This window comes from Pigmentiphaga sp. YJ18, from assembly GCF_038066655.1.
Classification (GTDB): domain Bacteria; phylum Pseudomonadota; class Gammaproteobacteria; order Burkholderiales; family Burkholderiaceae_B; genus Pigmentiphaga.
This window is the reverse complement of record NZ_JBBUKU010000004.1, coordinates 17,482-43,761: the sequence shown is the minus strand read 5'-3', so window position 1 is coordinate 43,761 and position 26,280 is coordinate 17,482. Positions and strand designations below refer to the sequence as shown.

General features: G+C 68.3%; 24 protein-coding genes. 12 read left to right on the top strand and 12 right to left on the bottom strand.

Annotated features, from left to right (window positions below):
• The 6 genes from WKR98_RS22535 to WKR98_RS22510 form a co-directional block, all read right to left on the bottom strand.
• Complete coding sequence (locus WKR98_RS22535) at positions 1 to 165, bottom strand: hypothetical protein (RefSeq protein WP_192901763.1); 165 nt, start codon at positions 163 to 165, stop codon at positions 1 to 3.
• A gap of 16 nt (positions 166 to 181) precedes the next feature.
• Positions 182 to 1,339, bottom strand: coding sequence for a YeeE/YedE thiosulfate transporter family protein (locus WKR98_RS22530; RefSeq protein ID WP_124690476.1), 1,158 nt, complete (start codon positions 1,337 to 1,339; stop codon positions 182 to 184).
• Between the two features lie 20 nt (positions 1,340 to 1,359).
• Positions 1,360 to 2,310 (bottom strand): sulfurtransferase, encoded by a 951-nt coding sequence (locus WKR98_RS22525; RefSeq protein WP_341434725.1) that lies wholly within the window; start codon positions 2,308 to 2,310, stop codon positions 1,360 to 1,362.
• Positions 2,311 to 2,518: 208 nt separating this feature from the next.
• Complete coding sequence (locus WKR98_RS22520) at positions 2,519 to 3,298, bottom strand: 2-keto-4-pentenoate hydratase (protein ID WP_124690478.1); 780 nt, start codon at positions 3,296 to 3,298, stop codon at positions 2,519 to 2,521.
• Positions 3,295 to 4,116 (bottom strand): 2-keto-4-pentenoate hydratase, encoded by an 822-nt coding sequence (locus WKR98_RS22515; RefSeq protein ID WP_124690479.1) that lies wholly within the window; start codon positions 4,114 to 4,116, stop codon positions 3,295 to 3,297. Before WKR98_RS22515 ends, WKR98_RS22520 begins: the two co-directional genes overlap by 4 nt.
• A 100-nt stretch (positions 4,117 to 4,216) precedes the next feature.
• Positions 4,217 to 4,723, bottom strand: coding sequence for a MarR family winged helix-turn-helix transcriptional regulator (locus tag WKR98_RS22510; RefSeq protein ID WP_124690480.1), 507 nt, complete (start codon positions 4,721 to 4,723; stop codon positions 4,217 to 4,219).
• A gap of 187 nt (positions 4,724 to 4,910) precedes the next feature.
• Here WKR98_RS22510 and WKR98_RS22505 point away from each other — a divergent pair, with 187 nt between their 5' ends.
• The 7 genes from WKR98_RS22505 (at position 4,911) to WKR98_RS22475 (ending at position 12,518) form a co-directional block, all read left to right on the top strand.
• Complete coding sequence (locus WKR98_RS22505; RefSeq protein ID WP_341434724.1) at positions 4,911 to 6,368, top strand: 2-hydroxymuconic semialdehyde dehydrogenase; 1,458 nt, start codon at positions 4,911 to 4,913, stop codon at positions 6,366 to 6,368.
• A gap of 47 nt (positions 6,369 to 6,415) precedes the next feature.
• Entirely contained in the window at positions 6,416 to 7,384 is a 969-nt protein-coding gene (locus WKR98_RS22500) for a LysR substrate-binding domain-containing protein (RefSeq protein WP_124690482.1), read from the top strand.
• A 188-nt stretch (positions 7,385 to 7,572) separates the two neighbouring features.
• Complete coding sequence (locus WKR98_RS22495; protein WP_341434723.1) at positions 7,573 to 8,109, top strand: 3-hydroxyanthranilate 3,4-dioxygenase; 537 nt, start codon at positions 7,573 to 7,575, stop codon at positions 8,107 to 8,109.
• Positions 8,106 to 9,002, top strand: coding sequence for an MBL fold metallo-hydrolase (locus tag WKR98_RS22490; protein WP_341434722.1), 897 nt, complete (start codon positions 8,106 to 8,108; stop codon positions 9,000 to 9,002). Before WKR98_RS22495 ends, WKR98_RS22490 begins: the two co-directional genes overlap by 4 nt.
• A gap of 29 nt (positions 9,003 to 9,031) precedes the next feature.
• Positions 9,032 to 10,207 carry an ABC transporter substrate-binding protein gene (locus WKR98_RS22485; RefSeq protein ID WP_341434721.1) on the top strand — a complete coding sequence of 392 codons (1,176 nt, stop codon included), beginning with the start codon at positions 9,032 to 9,034 and terminating at the stop codon, positions 10,205 to 10,207.
• A 91-nt stretch (positions 10,208 to 10,298) separates the two neighbouring features.
• Positions 10,299 to 11,465, top strand: a complete 1,167-nt coding sequence (locus tag WKR98_RS22480; RefSeq protein WP_124690486.1) for an ABC transporter substrate-binding protein — start codon at positions 10,299 to 10,301, stop codon at positions 11,463 to 11,465.
• An 87-nt stretch (positions 11,466 to 11,552) separates the two neighbouring features.
• The gene (locus tag WKR98_RS22475) at positions 11,553 to 12,518 is read left to right on the top strand and encodes a glycosyltransferase family 9 protein (RefSeq protein WP_238160108.1); all 966 of its coding nucleotides are present in this window, start codon (positions 11,553 to 11,555) and stop codon (positions 12,516 to 12,518) included.
• 34 nt (positions 12,519 to 12,552) lie between these two features.
• Here WKR98_RS22475 and msbA read toward each other — a convergent pair whose 3' ends face one another.
• The gene (msbA, locus tag WKR98_RS22470) at positions 12,553 to 14,304 is read right to left on the bottom strand and encodes a lipid A export permease/ATP-binding protein MsbA (protein ID WP_124690487.1); all 1,752 of its coding nucleotides are present in this window, start codon (positions 14,302 to 14,304) and stop codon (positions 12,553 to 12,555) included.
• Positions 14,305 to 14,433: 129 nt separating this feature from the next.
• On the opposite strand from msbA, the gene WKR98_RS22465 reads away from it, so the two are divergent.
• Genes WKR98_RS22465 through WKR98_RS22450 form a run of 4 tightly spaced genes read left to right on the top strand, consistent with a single transcriptional unit; the run spans position 14,434 to position 18,921 of the window.
• Positions 14,434 to 15,393, top strand: a complete 960-nt coding sequence (locus WKR98_RS22465) for a glycosyltransferase family 9 protein (protein WP_341434720.1) — start codon at positions 14,434 to 14,436, stop codon at positions 15,391 to 15,393.
• Complete coding sequence (gene rfaQ / locus WKR98_RS22460) at positions 15,390 to 16,547, top strand: putative lipopolysaccharide heptosyltransferase III (protein WP_341434719.1); 1,158 nt, start codon at positions 15,390 to 15,392, stop codon at positions 16,545 to 16,547. The genes WKR98_RS22465 and rfaQ overlap by 4 nt, the downstream gene beginning before the upstream one ends.
• Complete coding sequence (locus WKR98_RS22455; RefSeq protein WP_341434718.1) at positions 16,544 to 17,620, top strand: glycosyltransferase family 4 protein; 1,077 nt, start codon at positions 16,544 to 16,546, stop codon at positions 17,618 to 17,620. Before rfaQ ends, WKR98_RS22455 begins: the two co-directional genes overlap by 4 nt.
• A complete protein-coding gene (locus WKR98_RS22450) occupies positions 17,617 to 18,921 on the top strand; it encodes an O-antigen ligase family protein (RefSeq protein WP_124690491.1) in 1,305 nt (434 codons plus the stop codon). The genes WKR98_RS22455 and WKR98_RS22450 overlap by 4 nt, the downstream gene beginning before the upstream one ends.
• Here WKR98_RS22450 and dnaE read toward each other — a convergent pair.
• The 4 genes from dnaE to WKR98_RS22430 all read right to left on the bottom strand — a co-directional run bounded on the left by dnaE (position 18,918) and on the right by WKR98_RS22430 (position 24,762).
• Positions 18,918 to 22,409: a DNA polymerase III subunit alpha gene (gene dnaE / locus WKR98_RS22445; protein ID WP_124690492.1), complete on the bottom strand. Its 3,492-nt coding sequence runs from the start codon at positions 22,407 to 22,409 to the stop codon at positions 18,918 to 18,920. The genes WKR98_RS22450 and dnaE overlap by 4 nt on opposite strands.
• Positions 22,410 to 22,477: 68 nt before the next feature.
• On the bottom strand, positions 22,478 to 23,449 hold the full coding sequence (locus WKR98_RS22440) for a Bug family tripartite tricarboxylate transporter substrate binding protein (protein ID WP_341434717.1): 972 nt from the start codon (positions 23,447 to 23,449) through the stop codon (positions 22,478 to 22,480).
• A 19-nt stretch (positions 23,450 to 23,468) separates the two neighbouring features.
• The gene (locus WKR98_RS22435) at positions 23,469 to 24,449 is read right to left on the bottom strand and encodes an alpha/beta fold hydrolase (RefSeq protein WP_341434716.1); all 981 of its coding nucleotides are present in this window, start codon (positions 24,447 to 24,449) and stop codon (positions 23,469 to 23,471) included.
• Complete coding sequence (locus WKR98_RS22430; protein WP_341434715.1) at positions 24,436 to 24,762, bottom strand: hypothetical protein; 327 nt, start codon at positions 24,760 to 24,762, stop codon at positions 24,436 to 24,438. Before WKR98_RS22430 ends, WKR98_RS22435 begins: the two co-directional genes overlap by 14 nt.
• A gap of 84 nt (positions 24,763 to 24,846) precedes the next feature.
• Here WKR98_RS22430 and WKR98_RS22425 point away from each other — a divergent pair, with 84 nt between their 5' ends.
• Entirely contained in the window at positions 24,847 to 25,761 is a 915-nt protein-coding gene (locus WKR98_RS22425) for a LysR family transcriptional regulator (protein WP_161567879.1), read from the top strand.
• Between the two features lie 13 nt (positions 25,762 to 25,774).
• Here the strand turns inward: WKR98_RS22425 and WKR98_RS22420 are convergent, their stop codons facing one another.
• The gene (locus tag WKR98_RS22420; protein WP_161567880.1) at positions 25,775 to 26,239 is read right to left on the bottom strand and encodes a MarR family winged helix-turn-helix transcriptional regulator; all 465 of its coding nucleotides are present in this window, start codon (positions 26,237 to 26,239) and stop codon (positions 25,775 to 25,777) included.
• Between the last annotated feature and the right edge of the window lie 41 nt (positions 26,240 to 26,280).

The following is a 26,280-nucleotide window of genomic DNA, read 5'->3' as shown; positions in this document are numbered from 1 at the left end:
TCAGAACGCCGAGCAATGCCCTCCGCTGGGCGCCTGCCCCGAGCCTATGGCCAGGATGGCGGGTTCCTTCCGGTGGTTGACCGGGCTGGCGTGGGTCCAGTCCCAGGCAAAGAAGACGATCAGCACGGCCCAGAACAGCAGGATGGCGGAAGTACGGGAAGTCATGTCCATGCCCTCCCGTTCAAACGCCGAGACGGCGGCGCAGGCGCACACCGATCAGCGAGCCGGCGAACGCCAGCACGACCCAGATCCAGCCGTGCAGGCTGCCCGTGGAAATGCCGCTGACCATGGCCCCCACGTTGCAGCCGAACGCCAGCCGCGAGCTGTAGCCCAGCAGGAAACCCGCGACCAGCACGGCCGCCCATTGGCGACCCGTCAACGGCTTGCCGCTGGACGGCTTGCGCGCGGCGATCCACAGCGCGCCGGCCATGATGCCGATGTTGGTGATGGAGGTGACGTCCAGGAACACGCTCTGGTCCAGCGTGCGCAGGTTGCCCGCCTGGCCCCAGAAGGCGTTGGCGGCGGGATCGAACACGCCGGCCGCGGTCGCCACCTTGGCTGCCCACAGGCCGAAACCGTAGACCACGCCCCAGGGCTGGCCGGCCACCACCAGGTTGGCCACCGCCAGCAGGGCCAGGCCGATGCCGGCCAGCAGCAGCTTGCGGTTCCATGGCGAGGACGGCGCGGCCGCGCCGCCCTTGCGGCTCCAGATCCAGGCCGCCAGGCCGAAAACGGCCAGGCCGGCGAAGGTCAGCGCCAGCGCGCCACCCGCACCCCAGTCGCGGACCAGGCTGACCGGCGCGACCGCGCCCAGCGACAGCCAGCCGTGCAGGTGCACCGATCCCAGGAAACTGCCCAGCGCGAACAGCGGCAGCACGCCCATGTTCAGCGGAATGCCCAGCCCGGCCTTGTACAGCGTGCCCGAACCGCAGCCGTCGGCGATCTGCATCGTGACGCCGAACACGAAGGCGCCGATCAGCAGGCTGATGCTGGGAGGCCCCAGGGCCGCGGCCAGGTCGCCGGGAAACTTCGCCAGGAGCGGAATGGAAATGGCCGCCGCCACCGCCAGCAGCACGATCTGGGCGAACACGCCGCTGGCGTCGCGGGCCTCGATCAACCGGCGCCAGCCGGTGGTGAAGCCGAAGCGCGCACCGGCCAGCAGGCCGCCCATGCCGATGCCGATGACGAACAGCACCGACTGGCGCACGGTCACGAACCAGGCCAGCGCGAGCACGGCCAGTACGATGGCGGCGGTCAGCGGCCAGCGCGCCTGGCCAAGCGCGGGCGAAACGGGGGACGATACGGCGGGCGCGCCCGCCTGGGAAAGCGTCGTTTGCATCAGGGGGATCCTCTGCCGCGTTACGAGTTGCCGAACAACTTCTTGAATTTTTCCGAGATCTGGCTGGCCCGACCCGGCGCGTTGTCCATGGGCAGGGCCTGGTCGGCATTGGTCCAGTCGGCCAGGGATTCCGGGTACATGCGCACGTGCGGCAGGCCCGCCAGCTCCGACAGCGCGAACCAGTCGGTGGCGGCCCAATGGCCGGTGTTGCAGAACGCGATGTTGTCGCCGCCCGCGTCCGGGAACTCCCGGGCGGCAATGGCGCGGGCCTCGGTGGCCGAGACGATCTGCGTGCTGCCAGGGGCGAACCAGACGCTGTGCGGAACGTTCCGGGCGCCATGGATGGTGCCGGGCACCGCGGCCGTCGGCGCCTTGACCAGGCCTTCGAAGAAATTCCTGGGCCGCGCGTCGATCAGCCGGGTGTCGCCGCCGTTCGTGCCCGCCAGCACATCGGCCTGGGTGGCCTTGATGGCGGTGTTCAGCCTGGGTTCATAGCGGCTGGGCGCGGGCTGGGCCGGCGCATCCTGGCTCAGGGGTTGCTGCGCCTGCTGCCAGGCCTGCACGCCGCCATTCAGGATGGACAGCTGGGTCAGGCCCAGGTACTTGAGCGTCCAGTACACGCGGGCGGCGGCGCCGAAGTCGGTCACGTCCGCGCCCGAGGACACCACCACGGCATGGCGCTCGGGTGTCAGCCCGAGCTTGCGCACCTGCGCGGTCAGCTTGTCCAGCGGCGGCAGCGTGCCGGGGCTGTTGGCCGGGCCCCGCCACGAGCCATAAGGGGCGGACAGGGCGCCGGGAATGTGGCCTTGCAGGTAGGCGGCAGGCGAACGGATATCGATGACCGTGACCGAGGGCGAGGACAGCACCGCCTTCAGTTCGTCGGGCGACAGGATGGGAGACGTAGCGGCCTGGGCGCCGGCCGTTGCGGCAAAGGCGATCAGCCAGGCGGAAAGAATGGCAAGGATTCTCATGATGATTGCGCGCGGTGCGCAGGGGGTGGGCATCCTGAGAATTTTAAGACCTGGCCAGGCGCTGGCTCAGACCAAGTCCCCATATCATCATAACATGAAGTTATATAAGAACCTGGGGGATATAGCTCCTGGCCATACGCCCGAAGGGCGCGGGCCAGGGCATCGGGCAGCCCCGGCCGGGGCTGCCCGGCGGCGGCCGGGAGCCGCCTCAGGCCGTGACGTGGAAGCCCACGCGGCCGAGATTCTGCATCTCGAGCTCGACCCAGGTACCGGCCACGAGGGCCTCGGCGGCACTGGCGCCGCCGGCCATCACGATGGACCCCTCGGGCAGGATCTCGCCCGCCTGCGCCACCAGGCGTGCGGCCGCGACCAGCGAACGCACGGGATGGCCCAGGATGGCGGCGGTGGTGCCGACCTGCTGGGCCTTGCCGTTGCACGACATGATCAGGCCCAGGTTGGAGAAGTCGACGCTGGGCTTGTGCCAGGCACCCAGCACCACGCCCGACGACGAGGCATTGTCCGCCACCACGTCTTCGAGCGAGAACTTGAAGGCCTTGTAGCGCGAGTCGATGATCTCGAGCGCGGGCGCGATGGCCTCGACGGCGTCCAGCGCCTCGATCGGCGACACCATGCCCGACAGCGGCTTGCGCAGCAGGAAAGCGATCTCGGGCTCGACGCGCGGATGCACGCGGGTCGACAGCTTCAGTTCGCCGCCCTCGTCCACGCGCATGTCATGCGTCAGGCGGCCCCAGATCATGTCGTGCACGCCCATCTGGACCATCTTGGCGCGGCTGGTGAAGCCCATCTTCATGCCGATGCGGCGATGGCCGCGGTCGACGCGGCGCTGGATCAGCATGCGCTGCACTTCGTAGGCCTCGGCCAGCGTGAGCGGACGGCGCTCGACGAACTGTTCGGCCGCGCGCGGCGTGCTGGCGGCTTCGTCCAGCTCGCGGGCCACTTCGGGTAGGGACAACAGCGGACCGCTCATGCTTGCTCCTTGGCGCCAAACACCGCGCGCACCGAGCCCAGTCCGGCGATGCGCGCTTCCAGAATTTCCTCTCCCTGCACCGCGACCATCGGGCCCAGCGCACCGCTCAGCACGACGTCGCCGGCACGCAGCGGATTGCCACGCTCGGCCATCTTGCGCGCCAGCCACAGGGCGGCGTTCAGCGGGTGGCCCAGGCAGGCGGCGCCGGCACCGATCGAGACCTGGTCGCCGTTGCGCTCCATGACCATGCCGCACAGGCGGGCGTCGAAGTCGCCCAGCTTGACCGGCCGATTGCCCAGTACGAACAGGCCCGACGAGGCGTTGTCGGCAATCGTGTCGACGATGCTGATCTTCCAGTTGGCGATGCGGCTGTCGACGATCTCGATGGCCGGCACGGCGTAGGCGACGGCCGAGATCAGCTCGGCCATCGTGGCCATGGGCTGGACCAGGTCGCGCTCCATGACGAAGGCGATCTCGGCTTCGACCTTGGGCTGGATCAGGCTGGACAGCGGCACTTCCTCGCCGTCGCACACCGACATGTCGGCGAACAGCATGCCGTAGTCGGGCTGGTCCACGCCCAGCTGCGCCTGCACCGCCTTGGACGTCAGGCCGATCTTGCGGCCCACCAGCCGGCGGCCCTGCTTGACCCAGTGGTCGGTATTGGCCTGCTGCACCGCATACGCAGCGTCCAGGTCGCCTGCCGGCAACTGATCGCGGATCGGATCGATCGCGACGCGGCTTTCATGAGCACTGCGCAGGCGCTGCGCAAGCCCGGCGATCGCCTCGGCGGCGACGCCCCCTTGTCCTATCTGCCCCATGGGTAGTCCTGTTTTGAAGTTGAAGAAAAGAGAAAAACACCTTTATGCCGTATACGTACGAATATACGGGAGAAACCTGTGCCCGGACAATGGCGGCGGCTCATCGTCCCACCCCCGCCATCAATTTGAGGCATTTGACGAACAGCGCTTGGTACTCGGGCGGGAGGGCCGCGATGATGGCCTCCTCGACTTCCTTGTCGCGGGGCAGCACGCGCTCCAGCACGTCCACGCCCGCCTGGGTGATGGTCACGGCATAGGCGCGCTTGTCGTCGGCCGAGCGCCGGCGCCGCAGGTATCCCTTGCGCACCAGGCGGTTGATCATGTCGGCCAGCGAATTGCGGTCCAGCGCGATGTCCTCGGCCAACTGGTTCTGCGTGGCGCCGGGATGCTTGCAGACGGTGATCAGCAGCGCCTTCTGGCGCGGCGTCAGGTCCTCGTCGTGGAAGGTCTGCATGAACAGTGCCTCGGCCCGGAAATGCGCACGCCGCAGCAGGTGCGACACGACGTCCGTCAGCTCGAACGCGCGCACGGCCTCCGTGCAGGGCACGGTTTCCGGTTCGGAGGACGGCGCGGCGGGCGGGCGTCGCAGGGCGGAAGGTCGATTCATGATGGCGGGCCGGAGCAGACCTGAGATCTTAACTGATGTCGCGCGCCCGGCAGCCGACCCCCTGGCGATTCTTCGAAGCGGTTATGGCTGGCGCCGAAGTTGTTATGCCCCCGGGGATGGACCGGTCGCGCTGATTTCCACTATATTATGACGTATACGTACTATAACCTCAACGGAACCCAGCACCATGTCGGTCAAAACCCTGCGCAACTTCATTGGCGGCCGCTTCGAAGACGGCATCCGCACCTTCGACAAACTCAATCCCGCCAACGGGGAACTGGTGGCGCACGTGCATGAAGCCAGCCGCGACCAGGTGAACGCCGCGGTGGCGGCGGCGCGCCAGGCCCTGCCGGCCTGGGCGGCCCTGCCGGTCAACCAGCGCACCGACTATCTGTACGCGCTGGCCGACGGCATCGAACGCCGCTTCGACGACTTCCTGGCGGCCGAGATCGGCGACACCGGCAAGCCCGTGGGTTGGGCCGGCCAGATCGACATCCCGCGCGGCGCCGCCAACTTCCGCGCCTTCGCCGAGATCGCCCGGACGCTGGACATGGAAAGCTTCATGACCGACACCCCGGACGGACGGCAGGCGCTGAACTACGCCTACCGCAAGCCGCTGGGCGTGGTGGGCGTCATCTCGCCGTGGAACCTGCCGCTGCTGCTGTTCACCTGGAAGGTCGCGCCCGCGCTGGCCTTCGGCAACACCGTGGTGGCCAAGCCTTCCGAGGTCACGCCCTCCACCGCCACCCTGCTGGCCGAAGTGGCGGCCGAGGTCGGCCTGCCCGCCGGCGTGTTCAACGTGGTCCATGGTTTCGGACCGAACTCGGCCGGTGAATTCATCACCACCCACCCGGACATCGACGGGATCACCTTCACCGGCGAATCGGCCACCGGCAGCACCATCATGAAGGCTGTCGCGCCGGGCGTGAAGCCGGTGTCGTTCGAACTGGGCGGCAAGAATGCCGCGCTGGTGTTCGAGGACGCCGACTTCGACGCGGCCGTCGCCGGCGTGGCCCGCTCGGTCTTCGCCAACTGCGGCCAGGTCTGCCTGTGCACCGAACGCGTCTACGTCCAGCGGCCGATCTACGACCGCTTCGTGGCCGCGCTGAAGCTGGAAGCCGAGAAGCTGGTGCTGGGCCGCCCCATGGACACCGCCACCACCATGGGTCCGCTGGTATCGCACGAGCATCGCGAGAAGGTGCTGTCCTACCTGCGCCTGGCGGTCGAGGAAGGCGCCACCGTGGTCACCGGCGGCGGCGTGCCGACCTTCGGCGACGAGCGCGACCAGGGCGCCTACATCCAGCCGACCATCTGGACCGGCCTGCCCGAGACCGCCCGCTGCATCAAGGAAGAAGTGTTCGGCCCGGTGTGCCACATCGCCCCCTTCGATACCGAGGAAGAAGCCATCCGGCTCGCCAACGACACCCACTACGGGCTGGCGGCGGCCGTCTGGACCACCAACCTGACCCGGGGCCATCGCGTGGCCCAGGCCATGCAGGTCGGCCTGGCTTGGGTGAACTGCTGGTTCCTGCGCGACCTGCGCACGCCGTTCGGCGGCAGCGGCCTGTCGGGCATCGGGCGTGAAGGCGGCCGCCACTCGCTGCATTTCTACACCGAGCCGACCAACGTCTGCGTGAAGCTGTAAGAGTAGGAATGGGCGATAATCGCAGGGGAATGTCCCCTGCGGCCGCCATGTCCAATTTTCGTCTGACTCCCAACGCGCTGGGGCATAAGCTCAAGCTGCACCAATTGCAGATCTTCGAGCGGGTGCTCGAGCGCCGGTCGCTGTCGCGCGCGGCCAATGAGCTGAACCTGACGCAGCCCAGCGTCACCAAGGCCATCTACGAACTGGAGAAGTTCGTGGGCGCGCCGCTGTTCGAGCGCTCCAACCGCGGCGTGGTCCCGACCGATCTGGCGCACCTGCTGGGACGGCGGGTCAAGACGTTGATGGCCGAGCTGCGCTACATGACCGACGAGCTCAACGCGGCGCTGACGGGGGAAAGCGGGCACGTCATCGTCGGCACCCTGATCGCCGCGTCGGCCAAGCTATTGCCCGAGGCGATCTCGATGCTGATGCAGGAGCACCCGGGCATCCGCGTCACCGTGTCCGAAGGCCCCTCGTCGCAGCTCTTTCCGGCCCTGGCCACGGGCGACCTCGACATCGTGGTGGGACGCCTGCCCGAGCGCGACATCGCGCTGGGCTATGCCTATCCGCTCACCCACCATACGCTGTACGAGGAAAAGCTGCATGCCGTCGTCGGCGCCCATCACCCGCTGGCGCGTGCGGAAAACCTGGAACTGGGCCAGTTGATGGATCTGCCCTGGATCCTGCCCTCCGCCGAATCGCCGCTGCGCTCGGCGGTGGAACAGACCTTCCACCGCACGGGGCTGGGCATCCCGCCCCGCCACATCGAATCCCTGTCGCTGCTGACCAACCTGGGCATCCTGCTGCGCGGCGAGGCCATCGCCCTGATGCCGCAGGACGCCGCCGCGCAGTTCCTGGACCACGGTCTGCTCAAGCTCCTGCCGCTGGCCGAATTCGGCTTGTTCGGACGCGTGGGCTATTCGGTGCGGGCGAACCGGCAGCTCACGCCCGCCAGCCAGCACCTGATCGAATACCTGCACCGCATCTGCGACAGCCGGCGCGCCGCCGCCTCCTGACGCTTCCCTCGGGACGCGGGGCCTGGATGAGCCATAGCCAATACGCATACCCCGGGCGCCAACTTCTATTTCTCGCCAGGCGCCTGGCTCACATAGACTGCAATTAGCCTACGATAGGCCACGACTGCCTTCTCCCGGCGCGGGAGCCCGCTCCGCGGGCGCAGACCTACCGACCCAACGAGAGCACCATGTACAAATACGGTCTTCCGCTCAATTTCCAGAAATGGATCGACGACAACGCCCATCTGCTCAAACCGCCGGTCGGCAACCAGCAGATCTGGCAGGACTCCGATTTCATCGTCACCGTGGTCGGCGGCCCCAACCACCGCACCGACTACCATGACGACCCGCTGGAAGAGTTCTTCTACCAGATCCGCGGCAACGCCTACCTGAAGCTCTGGGTGGAAGGCAAGGAAGAGCGCGTGGACCTGAAGGAAGGCGACATCTTCCTCTTGCCTCCGCACCTGCGCCATTCGCCCCAGCGTCCCGAGACCGGCAGTGCCTGTCTCGTGATCGAGCGCCAACGCCCCGAAGGCCTGCTGGACGGCTTCGAGTGGTACTGCCTGCATTGCGGACACCTGGTGCATCGCGTCGAGGTCCAGCTCAAGAGCATCGTGACCGACCTGCCGCCGCTGTTCGAAGCCTTCTACGCCAGCGAAGACAAGCGCCGCTGCCCTTCGTGCGGCACGGTGCATCCCGGCAAACATATCCCGGGCGCCGCATGACGGCACGGTTCGACTTCGGCGGGGTCGAACTCACCCGCATCGTCGAGGCCGAAGGCCCGCTGCTGCGCCCCGCCGAGATCTTCCCGGATTCGACCCCCGAGGCCATCCAGGCCAACCTGGACTGGCTGGCTCCGCGGTTCTACGACCCGGCCTCCGACCGGCTGGTCATCTCCATCCAGTCCTTCCTGCTGAAAAGCCAGGGCCGCCTGATCCTGGTGGACACCTGCGTGGGCGACTGCAAGGCGCGGGTACGCGCCGATTTCGACCGGCAGCACTGGGGCTGGCTGGATCGCCTGGAAGCGGCCGGCGTGCGCCCCGAGGACATCGACGTGGTCGTGTCCACCCATCTGCACGTCGATCACGTCGGCTGGCACACGCGGCTGGTGGACGGGGCCTGGGTACCCACCTTCCCCAACGCGCGCTACCTCTTCACCCACGAGGAATGGGCCTACTGGAAGGAACACGAAGGCCATCCCGGCCTCGTGCGCACCGGCGACTACGTGGGCGACTCGGTCCTGCCCGTGTTCGAGGCCGGCCTGGCCGACCTGGTCGACATGGACCACCGCATCGACGAAGCCATCCGCCTCGTCCCCGCACCCGGACATACGCCCGGCCACGTGGCCGTCGAGATCCAGGGCACGCACCAGCGCGTCCTGCTGACCGGCGATGCCTTCCACCACCCGCTGCAGTGCTGCTACCCCCAGTGGAGCACGCGCTTCTGCGCCGACCCCGACCACGCCCGCCGCACCCGGCAATCGCTGCTGGAAGCCTGCGCCCGCGACGGCACGCTGGTCCTGCCCGCCCACTTCCCCGCCCCCACCGCCGGCCACATCCGCCGCGCGGCGCCGGAAGACGAACACGAATTTCGTTTCGAATTCCAAAAATTACTTTAAACTTAAAACGTAAGTCCAAGGAATCGTCCATGACTTTGCAGCGCCCCGTTCCGGCCCTGGTGGCCAGCCTTTGCCTCGCGTTCGGCGTCACCGCCGCCGCGCACGCCGACATCAAGATCGGCTTCCTGGCCACGATGTCCGGGCCAGGGGGCACGCTGGGCCAGGACCAGTACGACGGGTTCATGCTGGGCGTGGAAGCCGCCGGCGGCAAACTGGGCGGGCAAGCGGTCAAGATCATCCAGGAAGACGACCAGCTCAAGCCCGAGGTGGGCCGCCAGGCCGCCAAGAAGCTGATCGAGCGCGACCGCGTGCAGATCGTGACCGGCCTGAGCTTCTCGAACGTGCTGATGGCGGTCTATCGCGACATCGTCAACAGCGGCACCTTCCTGCTGGTGAACAACGCCGGCCCGAGCCAGATCGCCGGCCAGATGTGCTCGCCGCTGTATTTCTCCACGTCCTGGCAGAACGACCAGCAGCACGAGGCCATGGGCAAGTACGCCCAGCAGAAGGGCTACAAGCGCGTGGCCCTGATGGCGCCGAACTACCAGGCCGGCCGCGAGGCGCTGACGGGCTTCAAGCGCTACTTCAAGGGCGAGGTCCTGAGCGAGACCTACACCCAGGTCAACCAGCCCGACTACTCGGTGGAAATCACCCAGTTGCGCACCGCCAGCCCCGACGCCGTGTTCATCTTCTACCCCGGCGGCATGGGCGTGAATTTCGTCAAGCAGTACCACCAGGCCGGCATGCTGGGCAAGGTGCCGCTGCTGTCGGGTTCGACCGTGGACGGCACGACCCTGCCGGCGCTGCAGGACCTGGCCCTGGGCGTGATGTCCGGCGGCCCGTGGTCGCCCGACCTGCCCAACGCGGCCAACCGCAGTTTCGTCGAGCAGTTCCGCAAGAAGTACGGACGCGTCCCCTCGCACTACGCGGCCTATGGCTACGATTCGGCGCAGGCCCTGAACGCCGCGCTCAAGGCCACCGGCGGCCGCCTGGACGACAAGAAAGCCTTCGAACAGGCAATGGTCAAGGCGAATTTCCCCTCAGTGCGGGGCGGCTTCAAATTTAACAATAATCACTTCCCCGTATCGAATTACTACGCATTCGAAGTGGTGCGCGATCCCGCGGGCGGCGTGACGCTGGCCACGCGGGAAACCGTGTTCCCGGACCACCAGGACCCCTACCATGGGGAATGCAAGCTGAAATAGCCGTCCGGCACCGGCGTCGCGCCGCCGACCGCAGTATCCAGGGGGCCGGGTATCCGGCCTCATCCACCCCGCAGGCAAGCCAGGAGTCCGCATGAAAACCGCCAAACTGATAGCCGTCGCATCGATACTGCAAGCGGCCTTCGCCGCCCCCTCCTTCGCCGCCGTCAAGATCGGCTTCGTCTCCACGCTGTCCGGTCCGGGTTCGGTGCTGGGACAGGACCAGTACGACGGTTTCATGCTGGCCGTGGAACAGGGCAAGGGCAAGCTGGGCGGCGTCGACGTCCAGGTCCTCAAGGAAGACGACCAGATGAAGCCCGAGGTCGGCCTGCAGGTCGTGCGCCAGTTGCTGGAGCGCGAGAAGGTGCCGGTCATCACCGGCCTGATCTATTCGAACGTCATGATGGCGGTCCACCGCCCCATCACCAGCGCCGAGGTCTTCCTGGTCGGCTCGAACGCCGGGCCCACCCCGATCACGGGCAAGGGCTGCTCGCCTTACTTCTTCTCCACCTCGTGGAACAACGACCAGTTGCACGAGGCCGGCGGCGAGCTCGCCAACAAGATGGGCATCAAGAAGGTCCAGCTCCTGGCGGCCAACTACCAGGCCGGCAAGGACGCCATGGAAGGCTTCAAGCGGACCTTCAAGGGCCAGGTGGTGGGCGAGACCTTCACCCAGGTCAACCAGCCCGACTACTCGGTCGAGATTTCCGCGCTGGCCGCCAGCAAGCCCGAGGCCATTTACACGTTCTATCCCGGCAGCATGGGCGTGAACTTCGTCAAGCAGTACCGGCAGGCCGGCATGTTCGACAAGGTCCGCATGCTGTCGACCTCGACCATCGACGGCTCCACCCTGCCCGCCCTGCAGGACGCCGCGCTGGGCGCGGTCACGGCGGCGCCCTACTCGCCCGACCTCGACAATCCGGCCAACAAGAAATTCGCCGACGCGTTCCGCAAGAAATACAACCGCGAACCCTCGATGTACGCCGCCCAGTCCTACGACGCCGCCAGCCTGATCGCCTCGGCCCTGGCCAAGACCAAGGGCAACGTGTCCGACAAGGCCGCGTTCCGCGCGGCGCTGCGGGAAGCCAAGTTCGACTCCGTGCGCGGTTCCTTCGCGTTCAACACCAACCAGTTCCCGATCGCGCCGTTCTACCGGGTCGACGTGGCCAAGGACGCCAGCGGCAAGCCGGCGTTCGTGACCAAGGGCGTGATCTACGAGCACAGCAAGGACTCGTATGCGGGCGAGTGCCAGATGAAGTGATGCAGGCACCCGTGGCATCGCCATGGGTTGCATACAATAGGACCCCGTGGGCCGCCCGGCCCACGGTTTCATCCTAGCCTAGACATCGTGCCGCCCAACAAGGATTCCCTGGCGAAAGTCGCCCTGGTCACCTCTCCCGCCATCGGCGATTCGCTGCTGTCGATGACAGTGGCCCACAACCTCCGCCGCTCCGGATCGGCCGTTACCGTCTTCGGCCCCCATATTCACGCGTTGCGGCGCTGGTTCCCCGGCATCGACATCCAGCCTGGCCTCTCGCCCGACGGCGCCGGCCTCACGCTGGAAGCGTTCGACACCGCCATCCAGCTGCACGATCACAGGCCGCTCCCGCGCTTCACCGAACTGCATCCGCGCGCCTGGGTCCTGGAAGACTTGTGCCGCATGCGTTCGCCCAAGTCCATGGCGACCCGGCTGACCGAGTTCTGCCGGAACGACCTGGGACTGGCGGACGCGGAAAAGAACAACGGTCTCCAGCCTCCTGCCGGCCTCGTCCACCGCCTGCACGGCTCGCGCGTGGTCATCCACCCCGCGGCCAGCACGCCGGACAAATGCTGGCTGCCCACGCGTTTCATCGCCCTGGCCGGCCGTCTTCGCGACGAAGGGTTCGATCCGCAATTCATCGTCGGCCCCGCCGAACGCCCGCAATGGGAACCCCTGCTGCGCGCCCAAGGGCTGGGGCTGCCGGACCTCGGTGGCCTGGACAACGTCGCCTCGTGGATATTCGAGTCGGGCTGGTTCATCGGCAACGACTCGGGCATCGGCCATCTCGCCTCCAACCTTCATGTCCCGACCTTGTCGCTGTTCATGCGGCAGGGGGGCGCCAGGACCTGGCGACCCGACTGGGGGCCCGGACAAGTGTTGATAGGCAGCGCTGGCATACCCACCGGCCGGCTCAAGGAAAAGCTGTGGAAGTACGTGCTGACGCCTGGCCGGGTCGCCCGGACCTTCGCACGCTTGCGGGGCCAGGAGGCGGTCCAGGCCGGGCGCCTGCCCTGGAACGACGGAACCATGGCAGCCCAGCGCGGCAACGCCTGAGGGCCGGCGGCCGCGCCCCGGTTTCAGTCCGGGATCATGCCGCTTCGCTGAACTGCATCTTGTAGAGCGTCGCGTACAAGCCTTCCGCTGCCAGCAGGTCGGTATGGGAGCCCTGTTCGACGATGCGCCCCTGGTCCAGCACGATGATGCGGTCGGCGTTCTGCACCGTGGTCAGCCTGTGGGCGATGACCAGCGTCGTGCGTCCCGCCATCAGGCGTTCCAGCGACGCCTGGACCTGGCGTTCGGACTCGTTGTCCAGGGCCGAGGTGGCCTCGTCCAGGATCAGGATGGGCGCATCCTTGATCAGCGCCCGCGCAATGGCCAGGCGCTGCCGCTGGCCGCCCGACAGCCGGGCGGCGTTCTCGCCCACCTGGCTGTGCATGCCCTGCGGCAGCGAATCGACGAACTCCAGCAGGTTCGCGTCGGCCAGGGCCTGGCGGATGGCCGCTTCCGACGGCTCGGTATTCGCGCCATAGCTCACGTTGGCGGCGATGGTATCGTCGAACAGCACCACGTCCTGGCTCACGAGCGAGATGGCGTCGCGCAGGCTGGTCAGCGTCAATTCGTCGACGGGAATGCCATCCACCCGGATCGATCCCGCCGTAGGCAGCGCAAAACGGGGCAGCATGGAGACCAGCGTGGTCTTGCCGCTGCCGGATCGTCCGATGAAAGCCACCGTCTGGCCCGGCTCCACCGTGAACGAGATCCGCTCCAGGGTGTCGCGGCCGGCGTCGGGAAAGCGATGGGAGACCTGTTCGAACTCGATATGCCCGCGCGCCGGCCGGGGCAGCAGGCGCACGCCGTTATCGCTTTCGGGTTCCTCGTCCACCAGCGCGAACACGCTTTCCGCGGACACCAGCATGCGCTGCATGGGACTGGCGACATTGGCCAGCCGCTTGAGCGGATCCAGCATCTGCAGCATGGCGGTCACGAAGGCGGCAAAGCCGCCCACGGTGATCTGGTTGGCGCCCGACTGCCCGAGCGCGGTCGACACCACGACCGCCAGCGCCACGGCGGCGATGGCTTGCGTGATGGGTGCCGAGGCCGCGCCGGCCACCGTGTTGCGCATCGCGAAGCGCCGCAGCCGGCCGTTGATATGCAGGAAGCGCTCTTCCTCGTGGGCATAGCCGCTGAACAGCTTGATGACCCGCTGCCCATCGATGGCCTCGCTCACCACCCGGGTCAGCTCGCCGTTCATGGTGATGGTCTCGCGGTTGATGCGGCGGATGCGGCGCGCGATGGCGCGCATGATGAAGGTGGACAGCGGGAAGGCCACCAGCGCGATCAGCGTCAGCTTCCACGACAGGTAGAACAGCACGCAGGCCAGCGAGATCACGATCAGGGTCTCGCGCACCAGCACCGTGATGACCTCGGTGGCCAGCTGCATGACGTTGGAGGCGTCGACCACGAAGCGGTTCAGCAGGACCGACGAACCCATGCGCTTGAAATAGCCGTCGGGCAGGCGCAGCAGGCGGTCGAACATCTCGCGCCGCAGGTCGGCCAGCACGTGGTTGGCGGACCAGGCCATGAGATAGTCGCTCAGGAAATTCAGCGTGCCGCGCACGAGGAAGATGCCGACGATGGCAAGCGGGATCTTCCACACATAGTCCGGATTCTGGCCGTTGAAGCCCCCGTCGAGCAGCGGTTTCATCAGGATCGCCAACAGCGGCTGGGACGCGGCCACGCCGACCAGGAACAGCATGCCGAGGGCCAGTGCCTTCCAGTATTTCAGGACACGGCTATAGACGCGGCGCCACAGTTCGGATTTGACGGGTTGGGAGTTCACAAGGTGCTCGTGGTGGGCCCGGCCGCGAGTGGCGCGCGATTCGCGCGACGGCTGGCCCGCCGCTTACAATAGAAAGCTTCCGATTGTACGCGCAGCCGCCACGCCCGACCTGCCTTGTTGACGTCCTCGATGCCTGAAGCCGATCCCGTACACGTCCGGCTGCCCAACTGGGTGGGCGACGCCTGCATGTGCCTGCCCGCGCTGGAACTGCTCCGGCATGCCGGGCACCCCCTGGTCCTGCATGGCCGCCCCTGGGCGCGCGAACTGCTCGAGGGGCTGTCCCCCGCGGGATTCGTCTCGCTGGGCAAGGCATTCGGCCCCAACCTGACCGCCACCCGGCAGGCGGCGGTCACGGGCGGCAAGCCCCGCGGCGTGGTCTTTCCCAATTCGCTTTCCAGCGCGGCGCTGTTCCGGCTGGCCGGCATCCGCGCGGCCGGCTACCGCGGCGACGGACGGGCGCCGTTCCTGAGCTGGGCCCTGACCAAGCCGGAAGGGCTCCACGAGGTGGAGGTCTTCCACCACCTGGCGCGCGAGACGCTGCAACGCTGGCATCCGGGCATAGACCTGCCGGCCTCCCCCGGCCCGCGGCTGGAACTGCCCCTGACACCCGCGCACCGGGACATGGCCGCTCGCGTGCTGGCCGATGCGGGCATCGGCCGCCCCTTCGTCCTGCTGGCCCCGGTCGCGACCGGCCTGCACCACGGACAGCCCAAGGCCTGGCCCTTGTTCGCCGACCTGTCGCGGGCGCTGGCCGCGCAGGGGGTGGCCTGCGTGGTCTGCCCGCCGCCCCACGAAATGGAAGCCACCCGCCAGGCCGCCCCGGCGGCGACCGTGCTCCCGCCCCTGGGGCTGGGCGCCTTCGCCGCCCTGACCGCCAGCGCCGCGGCGGTCGTCTGCAACGACTCGGGCACTTCCCACGTCGCCGCGGCGGCCGGCGCGCGCCAGATCACCTTGTTCGGCGTCACGCGCCGCGAGCGCACCGGCCCCTGGTCCCCCGACGCGATCTGCCTGGGCGCCGAAGGCCATTGGCCCGCCCTTCCCGACGTGCTCGACGCGGTACGGCACCTGGTGCCCCCTTCTTCGACATGAACCCCATACCCGTCCGCGCCCCCCAACGAGTGCTGGTCATCGCCCTGCGCTACCTCGGCGACGTCCTGCTGACCACTCCGCTGCCCCATGCGCTGCGCGCACGCTACCCGGACTGCCAGGTCGACATGCTGGTGTTCCGCGGAACCGAGGGCATGCTGGAAAACAACCCCGACGTCCACGAAGTCTTCACCATTGCCGAACGCCCGGCCAAGGGCGAAGTCCGCGCCATGGTCCGCCGCCTCTGGCGCCGCTACGATCTGGCGCTGGTCCCGCAGCCCGGCGACAAGCCCCACCTGTTCGGCCTGACGTCGGCCCGGGTACGCGTCGGGCTGGTGCCGCCTGAGGCCGGCCACGCCTGGTGGAAGCGGCTGTCGCTGCGCCGTCCGCTCGTCATCGACGAACACATGCACCGCGTGCACGAGAACGAAAGAGTGGCGGCCCTGCTGGATCTTGCTCCGGCGCGCACACTCGTGCCGCCCACCGCCCACGTCCTGCGCGACGCCTGGACCGCCCGGTTGACCGCCCTCGCTCCCGAAGCACCGCCCTTCGATGCTCGCCGGCCCTATGCGGTCATCCATCCTTCCCCCCGCTGGCGCTACAAGCAGTGGCACGCCGACGGCTGGCGCGGCCTGTTCGCCAGCCTGCACGCGCGCGGCCTGCAACTGGTCCTGAGCGGCGGCCCCGGCGAAGCCGAGTCGCAATATCTCGACAGCCTGCTCGAGGGTCTGGACGAGAACGTCCGGCGGGCCATCGTCCGGGTCCAGGGCCGGCTGAGCCTGGCCGAACTTGCCGACCTGCTGCGCCATGCCGACGTCTACGTCGGCCCCGACACCGCCACCACGCACCTGGCGGCGGCCTGCGGCACGCCCACGCTGGCGCTGTTCGGCCCCACCGATCCCCGCCAGTGGGGACCGAGCCCCGCCGCCGGACTGGACCAGCCGTGGTCCAGGGCCGCGCCGCGGCAGGTACGCGGCAACGTGCTCATGCTGCAGGAGCTGGTCCGCGATTGCGTGCCCTGCCAGCGCGAAGGCTGCGACCGGCATCGCGGCAGCCACAGCGACTGCCTGGACGCGCTCGCGACCTCCACCGTGGTCGCGGCGGCGCAATCCCTGGTGGACGCCGCCGCGCCGGCCCGGCAGGGAGCCGGCGCATGAAGCTGGGGATCGCCTGCCATCGTTTCGGCTACGGCGGAGGCATGGAGCGCTATGCCATGGACCTCGTCAAGGGCCTACGCCAACTCGGCATCCGGCCGGTCGTCTTCGCCCGCAGCTTCGATACGGCCATCCCGGAGTACGCGTTCATCGAACCGGTACGCATCGCCGTCTGGGCCCTGCCGGGCAAACTGCGCGATCACTACTTCTCGTCCCGCCTGCGAACGCTGAAGGCCGCGCATGGCGTCGACCTGCTGATCGGCTGCAGCCGCACGGCCGTGTCCGACGTGGCCATCTGCGGCGGCACGCACCTGGGACACCTGGCCCACGCGAACCGGCGGCCCACGCACTGGGACCGCTGGCAGATCCGGCTCGAACGCGCCCACTATGCCCAGGCGCACCTGGTGCTGGCGCATTCACGCATGATGGCGGATGAACTGCGCCGCTACTACGACGTACCCGAGGCGCGGATACGCGTGCTGTACCCGCCGGTGGACGTGGAGACCTTCAGCCCGGTGGACGCCGCGCGGCGCGCCGAGCTTCGCCGTGAACTGGGCATTCCGGAAGGCACCACCGCCTTCCTCTTTCCCTCCACCGGCCACGAACGCAAGGGTTATCCGATGCTGGAAGCCTGTTTCGGCGCGACCGACCTGCCGGTCTCGCTGCTGGTCGCCGGCCGGCCGGTGGAGTCGCGCTGCCCGAGGATCCGCTACGTCGGCTACCGCCAGGACATCGCCGACTGCTATCGGGCGGCCGACTACACCATCCTGGCCTCGCGCTACGAGCCCTTCGGCCTGGTCGGACCGGAATCGGTGCTGTGCGGCACGCCCACCGTGCTGCCGGGCGGCATAGGCAGCACCGAGGCACTGTCCGGGGAAGCCTGCCTGACCTTCGACGTCGATGCGCCGGCGTCGCTCGCGGACGCCGTCGTGCGGGCCGAATCGCGGGCAAGGGAGGGCCGTGCCCGCCTGGTAGATCCGCTGAACCATCTCTCCTACGCCCCCGACACCCGCGCCCATGTCGAGGCCCTCCTGAACCTGTCCGCATCCCTGCGCTCCCCCTCCGAGGTTTCATGAGCCGTTCCATGCCCCGGCACGGCGGGCTGCCTGTCCCGCTGCTGTTTCTTTCCGCATTGGCCGTTTCCCTGGTACCCGCTCTTGCACTGTGGGTGCGGGGAAGCGCCAATCAGTTGCTGTTCCTGCTCCTGCTCTTCGCCCTGATCGGCACCGCCTGGCGCGGCCGCCTGGCGCCCCAGGACCGTTTCGTTCCCGTCGTCCGCCGATACTGGCCGATCTGGGCCGCGCTGGCGGCGCAATTTCTCGCCGCCTGTACAAGCACCGTCGTGGTGGGCCTGCGCGATGCGCGCGTGTTCGACGATCCCAGCGTGCTCGATACGCCGCTGCGCATGGCGCTGTTCGGCCCGCTGCTGTGGCTGCTGCTGAACGTGCCCTCACGCTGGCTCAGGCAGATCCAGTGGGGCTGCGTGGCCGGCGCGCTGATCGGCGCCGGCATCCTCCACCACCAGTTCGGCCTGTCGCCCGACGGCCGGCCCGGACAGATCCTGTTCTCCAACCTGCTGCCGTTCAGCAATATCACGCTGTTGCTGGGCCTGTTCTCGCTGCTGACCCTGGGCTGGTCCGACCGCGCCACGGTGTGGGGCAGGATCGGCATCGCGCTGAAGCTGCTGGGCGGCGCGGCGGGCCTGTACGTCGCCTACGCCTCCGGCACGCGCGGCGGCTGGCTGGCGCTGGGCGCCTTCGCGCTGGTGTTCTTCTTCCTGATGTCGGGCAGTGTCTGGCGCAAGCTACTCGCCATGGCGGCGCTGGCCTGCGCGGTGCTGGCCGTCTACCATGCCAGCGACCTGGTCAACCAGCGCGTGGACGAGGCCTATACGGAAATACAGGAATATCGCAAGGGCCAGGCCCTCGATTCCTCGGTGGGCAACCGGCTGCAGCTCTGGTCGGCGGCGCTGGAAGTGTTCGAGGCCCATCCGCTGGTCGGCGTGAGCCGGCAGGATTACCGCCGCACGATGCGCGAGGCGGCCGAGCAGGGCTTGATCACCAAGCACGCCGCCGAATTCCGGCACTCGCACAACGAGTTCCTGTTCAACCTGGCCACGCTCGGCATCCTGGGGGGAATTGCGATCGCGGCGGCCTGGCTGGTCCCCGCCCTTTTCTTCGCGCGTGCCACGCGCCGTGGCGGCCGCGATGAAAAAATCGCCGGCACCATGGGCCTGCTGCTGGCGATCGGCTTCCTGGTATTCGGCATGACCGAGGTCATGTTCGCGATGTCGATGGTCGCCGCGTTCTACACCCTGATGATCGCGGCGCTGATGGCCATCGCGATACGCGCCGGCCGGGACGACCCGGCCGCCTAGTACTCCAGCCCGACATCGGCCGGCTGCCCCGTCAGCTTGCCCAACTGCTGGATCAGCACGTCCGGCACCCGCACCCGCCAGTCCTCGCTCAGGCGCACCACGCACTTGGCGTCGCCGCGGTTGTAGACGATCTCGACGGGCGTACCCGGGAAGCCGTTCTCGGGGTCGGCGCGATGCGGGTTGAGGACTTCGCGCAGGGAATCCGCGTGCGCGTTGCCGTTCAGGCGGATGGACAGCGCCCGGGCCTTGGCCTCGCGCGCCATCTGCAGGTCGAACAGGTCGTCGGCCACGATGCGCATGCCGCCCGAATATTCATCGTTGCTGACCTTGCCGGAAATGATCAGCAACTGGTCTTCGCGCAGCCGGCTGCGATGCCGTTCGTACAACTCGTTGAACACCGAGATCTCCACCTGCGCGGAGCCGTCGTCCAGCACGGCGAACACCATTTTGCCGCGCCGCGTCATCTGCGTGCGCACGGCGGACAGGATGCCCGCCATCCACTGCAGGTCGCGGCTGGGCTGCAGGTTGGACAAGGGATTGCGCACGAACCGGCGGACCTCGGTACGGTAGGCGTCGAACAGATGGCCGCTGAAGTAGAAACCCAGCGCGGTCTTTTCCTGGCCCAGGCGCTCGCGTTCGTCCCAAGGTTCGACATCGGCCAGGTCGCCCGCCAGGTCGGCGTGGTCGTCCCCGCCGAACAGCGACACCTGGCTGGCGGCGCGAGCGGCCTGTTCGGCGGCGTCCATGGCCGTGCCCAGGGTGGCCAGCACCGCGGCGCGGTTCGGCGACAGCGTGTCGAAGGCGCCGGCCTTGATCAAGGCCTCGATGGCGCGGCGATTCACCAGGTGGCGGTCGATGCGCCGGCAGAAATCAAACAGATCGACGAACGGCCCCTTCTCGGCCCGCGCGCGCAGGATTTCTTCGACCGCGCTCTGCCCGGTGCCCTTGACCGCGCCCAGCCCGTAGCGGATGGTGCGCGGCGGCAGGCCGCGCGCCGAATGTTCGTCCAGCACCGGTTCGAAGCGGTAGTTGGACAGGTTGATGTCGGGCGGCAGCACCTTGACCTTGTTGGCCACCGTATCGGCCCAGAAGATCTGGACCTTGTCGGTGTCGTCCATGTCGGACAACATGGTGGCGGCCATGAACTCGGCCGGATGGTGAGCCTTGAGCCACGCGGTCTGGTAGGCGATCAGCGCGTAGGCGGCGGTATGCGACTTGTTGAAGCCGTATTCCGCGAACTTTTCCATCAGGTTGAACAGCGTGACCGCGATGTCGGGGTCATAGCCCTTCTTTTCGGCGCCCGACTGGAAGATCTCGCGGTGCTTGGCCATTTCCTCGGGCTTCTTCTTGCCCATGGCCCGGCGCAGCATGTCGGCGCCGCCCAGCGTGTAGCCGCCGATGATCTGCGAGATCAGCATCACCTGTTCCTGATAGACGATGACCCCGTAGGTGCTCTTGAGCACCGCCTCCAGATCCGAGTGGAAGTATTCGGCCTTGGCGCGGCCGTGCTTGCGGTTGACGAAGTCGTCCACCATGCCGGAACCCAGCGGGCCCGGCCGGTACAGCGCCAGCACGGCGATGATGTCTTCGAAGTTGCTGGGGCGCAGCTTCTTGAGCAGTTCCTTCATGCCGCGCGATTCCAGCTGGAACACGGCGGTGGTGTTGCCGTCGCTCAGCAGCTTGTAGGAATCGAGGTCGTCCAGCGGCAGCGCCATGACGTCGAAGTCGCGCATGCCCTCGTTGAACTCGCGCACATAGCGCACGGCCCAGTCGAGAATGGTCAGGTTGCGCAGGCCCAGGAAGTCGAACTTCACCAGGCCCACGGCTTCCACGTCGTCCTTGTCGAACTGCGACACCGCGATGTGGCTCTGGCCCGGCTGGCAGTACAGCGGGCAGAAATCGGTCAGCTTGCCCGGGGCGATCAGCACGCCCCCGGCGTGCATGCCGATGTTCCGGGTCAGGCCCTCGAGCGGCTGGGCCAGGTCGATCAGCGCATGCGCTTCCTCGTCGTTGTCGTAGCGCTCCTTGAAGACGGGCTCTTCGTTCAGCGCGCGTTCCAGGCTCCACGGATCGGCCGGCGAGTGCGGGATGATCTTGGACAGGCCGTCGCAGAACAGGTAGGGCAGGTCCAGCACCCGCCCCGCGTCGCGGATGACCGCCTTGGCGCCCAGCGTACCGAAGGTGGCGATCTGGCTGACCGCGTCGCGCCCGTACTTCTGCTTGACGTACTCGATGACCTTGTCGCGGTTGTCCTGGCAGAAGTCGATATCGAAGTCGGGCATGGAGACCCGCTCGGGATTCAGGAAGCGCTCGAACAGCAAGTCGTAGCGGATCGGATCGATGTCGGTGATGCCCAGGCTGAAGGCCACCAGCGAGCCGGCGCCCGATCCCCGGCCGGGGCCGACGGGCACGCCGTTGTTCTTGCCCCAGTTGATGAAGTCCTGAACGATCAGGAAGTAGCCGGGAAAGCCCATGTCGATGATGGTCTGGCATTCCTTGTCCAGCCGCTGGTCGTATTCCTCCTGGTGCGCGGCGCGTTCCTTCTCGTCCGGGAAGAGCTGTTCCATGCGGCGGGCCAGGCCCTCCTTGGACAGCTGCACCAGGTATTCGGACAGCGTCACCCCCTCGGGCGTGGGGAAGTTGGGCAGCTTGGGATTGCCCAGTTCCAGCGTCAGGTTGCAGCGCGTGGCGATGGCCACCGTATTGGCCAGGGCCGAGGGCACGTCGGCGAACCGTTCGGCCATTTCCTGCGAGGACAGCAGGTACTGTTCTTCGGTATACAGCCGCTGGCGGCGCGGGTTGGCCAGGATCTCGCCTTCGGCGATGCAGACCCGGGCCTCGTGGGCGCGGAAATCCTCGCGCTCGATGAACTGCACCGGGTGGGTGGCGACCACCGGCGCGCCGCATTCGGCCGCCAGCCGCATCGCGGCCTGCACGTAGGTCTCGTCGCCTTCGCGGCCGGCGCGCTGCAATTCGACGTAGTAGCCGCCCGGGAATACCTTCAGCCAGTGGCGCGCGAACGCCAGCGCGGCCTCGTGGTTGCCGGCCTCCAGCGCCTGGCCCACGTCGCCCTGGCGCCCGCCGGACAGGGCAATCAGCCCCGGACCGTAGGTGTCCAGCCATTCGGGCCGGATCTCGCCGCGGCCGCGATGCTGATTGGTCAGGAAGGCCTGCGTGAGCAGTTCGCACAGGTTCAGGTAGCCGGCGCGGTCGCGCACCAGCAACAGCATGCGGTAAGGCTTGTCGCGGTCGGCATCGTTGGTCACCCAGACGTCGCAGCCGGCGATGGCCTTGATGCCCTTGCCCCGCGCCGCCTTGTAGAACTTGATCAACCCGAACAGGTTGGACAGGTCGGTCAGCGCGATCGCCGGCTGCTCCAGCGCGGCGACTTTCTTGACCAGGTCGGAGATGCGGACGATGCCGTCCGACACCGAGAACTCGGAGTGGACGCGCAGATGGACGAAGGGGGGGGTAGGCGACTGGGACATGCCGGCATTTTAGCCCCTCGGCGCCGGGTCCGGGCTACCCCCCGGCGCCCCTTTTCCCTGGGACCGCCCTATTCCTTCTCGATGCCGGCGGCCTGGATGACCCGGCTCCATTTTTCCAGTTCCGCGCGGCCGAAAACGGCCAGCTCCGCCGGGCTGCTGTAGGACATTTCCAATCCCAGGCCGACCAGGCGCTCGCGCACGGCCGGATCGCGGGTGGCCTTCTCCAGCGCCTGGCTGAGGCGCTCGATCACCGGCGCGGGCGTGCCCGCCGGCACGTACAACGCATACCAGGCCAGCAGTTCGAACCCGGGATACTGCTCGGCGATGGGCGGCACCTCGGGCAGGAGCGGCCACGGCTTGGCGGAACTGATGCCCAGCGCGCGGACCTTGCCAGCCTTGACCTGCTGGGTGCCGGTCACGATGTCGGTGAACATGACCGACACATGGCCGGCCATGACGTCGTTCAGTCCCAGCGGGATGCTCTTGTAGGGTACGTGCAGCATCTGGATGCCGGCGGCCGTCGTCAGCATCGCCCCCGGCACCAGGGTCCCGGCGCTGCCCGAGGCGTAGGACAGCTTGCCGGGCTGGGCCTTGGCCAGCTTGACCAGATCGGCCAGGGTCCTGACCGGCAGCGCGGGATTGGCGACCAGCAGGGCCGGCGTGTAGGCCACGCGCCCCACCGGCGCGAAGTCCTTGATGGGGTCGTAGCCCGGCTTCTTCATCAGCGCGGGATTGGCCGCCTGGGTCGTTTGCGTGGTGAAGAACAGGGTGTAGCCGTCGGCGGCGGCGCGCGCCGCGGCCTGGGCCGCGATGGCCCCCTGCGCGCCGGCGCGGTTCTCGATCACCAGCGGTTGGCCCAGCTCGCGCGACAGCGCCTCGCCGACGATGCGGGCGGTCGTGTCCACGCCGCTGCCCGGGCCGAACGGCACCAGCACGGTCACCGGACGGTGGGGATAGGAATCGGCCGCCATGGCGCCCGCGGCGCCGAATGCGGCCAGGCAAGCCAGGGCGCGGGCGCCCATGCGGATGTGCTTGGTCATGCTGTCTCCGGTTTCTGGTTCAAGGATGCCGCAGGTCGAGCGCGTCGAGCCAATGCAGCACCCGGTCGGCGATGAGATCGCTGTTGCGGTCCATCATCAGGAAATGGGAATTGCCGCGCATGCCGCCGGCGGGCAGGTCCAGCACCTCGACCGGCGCGCCCCGCTCCGCCAGCGCGGCGGCATGCGCATCCACCGTGGCGCGGTAGCGGCGCCAGACGGGGTGATCGTCGACATGGTCGCCCCAGGCCAGCAGGTGCGGCTGGATCCCCGCCTGCCCGGCGCCCGGCGCTCCCGACGGTTCCAGCGCCACGACGGCGCGCACGGTCTCGGGCCGCTCCTGCGCCGCCAGCAGCGCGAATCCGCCGCCCTGGCTGTGTCCGACGACGATGCAGGATCCCACCCGGTCCAGCAGCGCGCGATAGGCGGCGCTGGTGATCGCTTCGTGGCCGGCCCAGCGCGGCACCCACTGGCGCGCGAACTGATCGAAGGCATCGACCGGGAACTGCTGGCCGGGATGGGCCCGGCGCGCGGCGGGGTCGGTGCGGTAGCCATCGGCCGGCCCCATGCGGAACATGTCCCAGGCTTCGTCCAGCGTGCGGAACAGCGGCGCGTCGGCATACAGCTCCGGATGGCGCGCCCAGGACGCGCGGCCGCGCTCCACGGCGTCGGACACGTAGACGTCGTACCCCGCCCGCAGGAAGCGCCACAGCCAGCCCGGGCGCCCGTCGGGGGTCGTCTCCCAGTTCACGCCCGTCATGCCGCCGCCATGCCAGAGCAGCACGGGCAACGCATGCCGGGGGCGTGCCAGCCGGTAGGCCTGCACGTACATCTGGCCGACGACATGATCGCCGTTGGGATCCACCGGCCGGGGCGCCGCGCCCTGGGCCAGGCGCCGGGTTTCCACCGGCAGGTCGCGCAGCGTGCGCACGGCGCCGCCGACGTGGAAGCTGTCGATCGCGCGCAGGCAGATCTCGTCCGGGGCGGTCTCAGTTGCGGGCATGGAGAAAATCCTGGTCCTCGGAAAAGCAGCGGATGCGCGGCACGGCGCCGAAACAGGCATCCAGGGCACCTTCCATGACGTCCATGAAGCGCGCGACGACCTGGGCGCCGCGGCGTTCATTGCGGCGGAACTGGACCTCGAGGTAGACCGGGCAGCCGCGCGGGACAGCGTGCGCTGCCACCACCACCAGTTGCACCTGGGCGGCCTGCGCGCCCAGCAGGTCCACGCAGGCGCGCTCGGTGGCGGCACCCAGCGCGGCGAGCGGCGCGTCGGCCAATAAAGGGCTGGAAACGAAAGCTTTGATGACGGGCATGGCGGTCACGGACAAGACGTGACGACCATGATGCCGGCGCCCGATAATGAAATCCAGTGCAAACTATTGCTATATTATTGCGCCATGCGCACCAATTGCGATCTTCCCGATCTCCAGGCCTTCTGCGCCCTCGTGCGCTGCGGCGGCTTCAACAAGACCGCCGACATGCTCGCGCTCTCGCCCTCCGCGCTGAGCCGGCGCATCAGCAAGCTGGAGGAAGCCCTGGGCGGGCGCCTGGTCGAACGCACCACGCGCACCATGGTGCTGACGCCGCTGGGCCAGACCCTGCACGAACGCCTGGCGCCGCTGCTGGACAGCCTGGACGACTGCCTGGCGGGCACGGCGCGCATGGCGCGCGGCGAAGGCGGCCAGTTGACCGTTGCCTGCATCACGACCGTGGCGTATTCCTTGTTCCCCGCCGCCCTGTCGCGCCTGCGGCAGCGCCATCCGGACGTGCGGGTGGACCTGCGCGACGATACCGGCGCACGGGTGCGCGATGCGGTGCTGCGGCGCGAGGCCGAGTTCGGCATCACCGTCATGTGGGAAGACGAGCCCGAGCTGACCAGCCAGTTGCTGCGCGACGACCCCTATGTGCTGGCCTGCGCGCCCGGCCATCCCATGGCGGTTCGCGGCCAGGCCGCCTGGGCCGACCTGGCGGGGCAGCGGGTACTGGCCCTGCGCCGCAGCAGCGCCAATCGCCAGCAGATCGATGCCGCGCTGGCCGTGGCGGGCGTGCCCGCTCCCTGGTTCGACGAAGTGGAGCACCTGTCGTCCATGATCGGTTTCCTGGAACACGGCGGCTGGATGGCGGTGCTGCCCCGCCTGGCGCTGGCGGCGACGACGCGGGTCGCGACCATCCCCCTGACCGGACCGACCATCGCGCGGCGCATCTGCCTGGTGCGGCGGCGCGACGCCACGCTCAGCCGGCCCGCGCGCGCCCTGTGGGACGAACTGGCGCGCAGCATCGCCGGCGCGCCGGCCGAAGATCCTGCCGGCTGACGGGCCGGAACGCTCAGGCTGCTTCCCCCGCCCCGCCGTCGCGCGCGGCCCGCAGCGACTGCATGAGCTTGTCCAGCAGCCCATCGAGCTGGCGCAGCTCCTGCTCGCTGAAATCGCCGAACATCACCTCGCGCTCGTGCCCGCCGCCGATGCGATCGGCCTGCTCGCGCACGCGGCGGCCGCGGGCGGTCAGGGTCAGCTCGAACGCCCGCGCATCGCGCGTGCTGATGCGGCGTTCGGCCAGGCCGAGTGCGATCAACCGCGACACGACCTTGGACAGCACGGTCTTTTCGATGAAGGTGGCGGCCTGCAGGGCCGACACGCTGATGCCCGGCGCATCGCCGATCTGGCGCAGCACCCGCAGGTCGCGCACCACCAGCCCGAGTTCCTTGCGATACAGCTCGTTGACCTGCCGCACCGCCTCGCTCTTGATGAGGTCGAGCTTGTAGGTGAAATAGGTCTCGAGTTTCTTGGTCACGGCGGTCTCGTGCGGGCGGCGGGGCATCGCGGCATTGTATG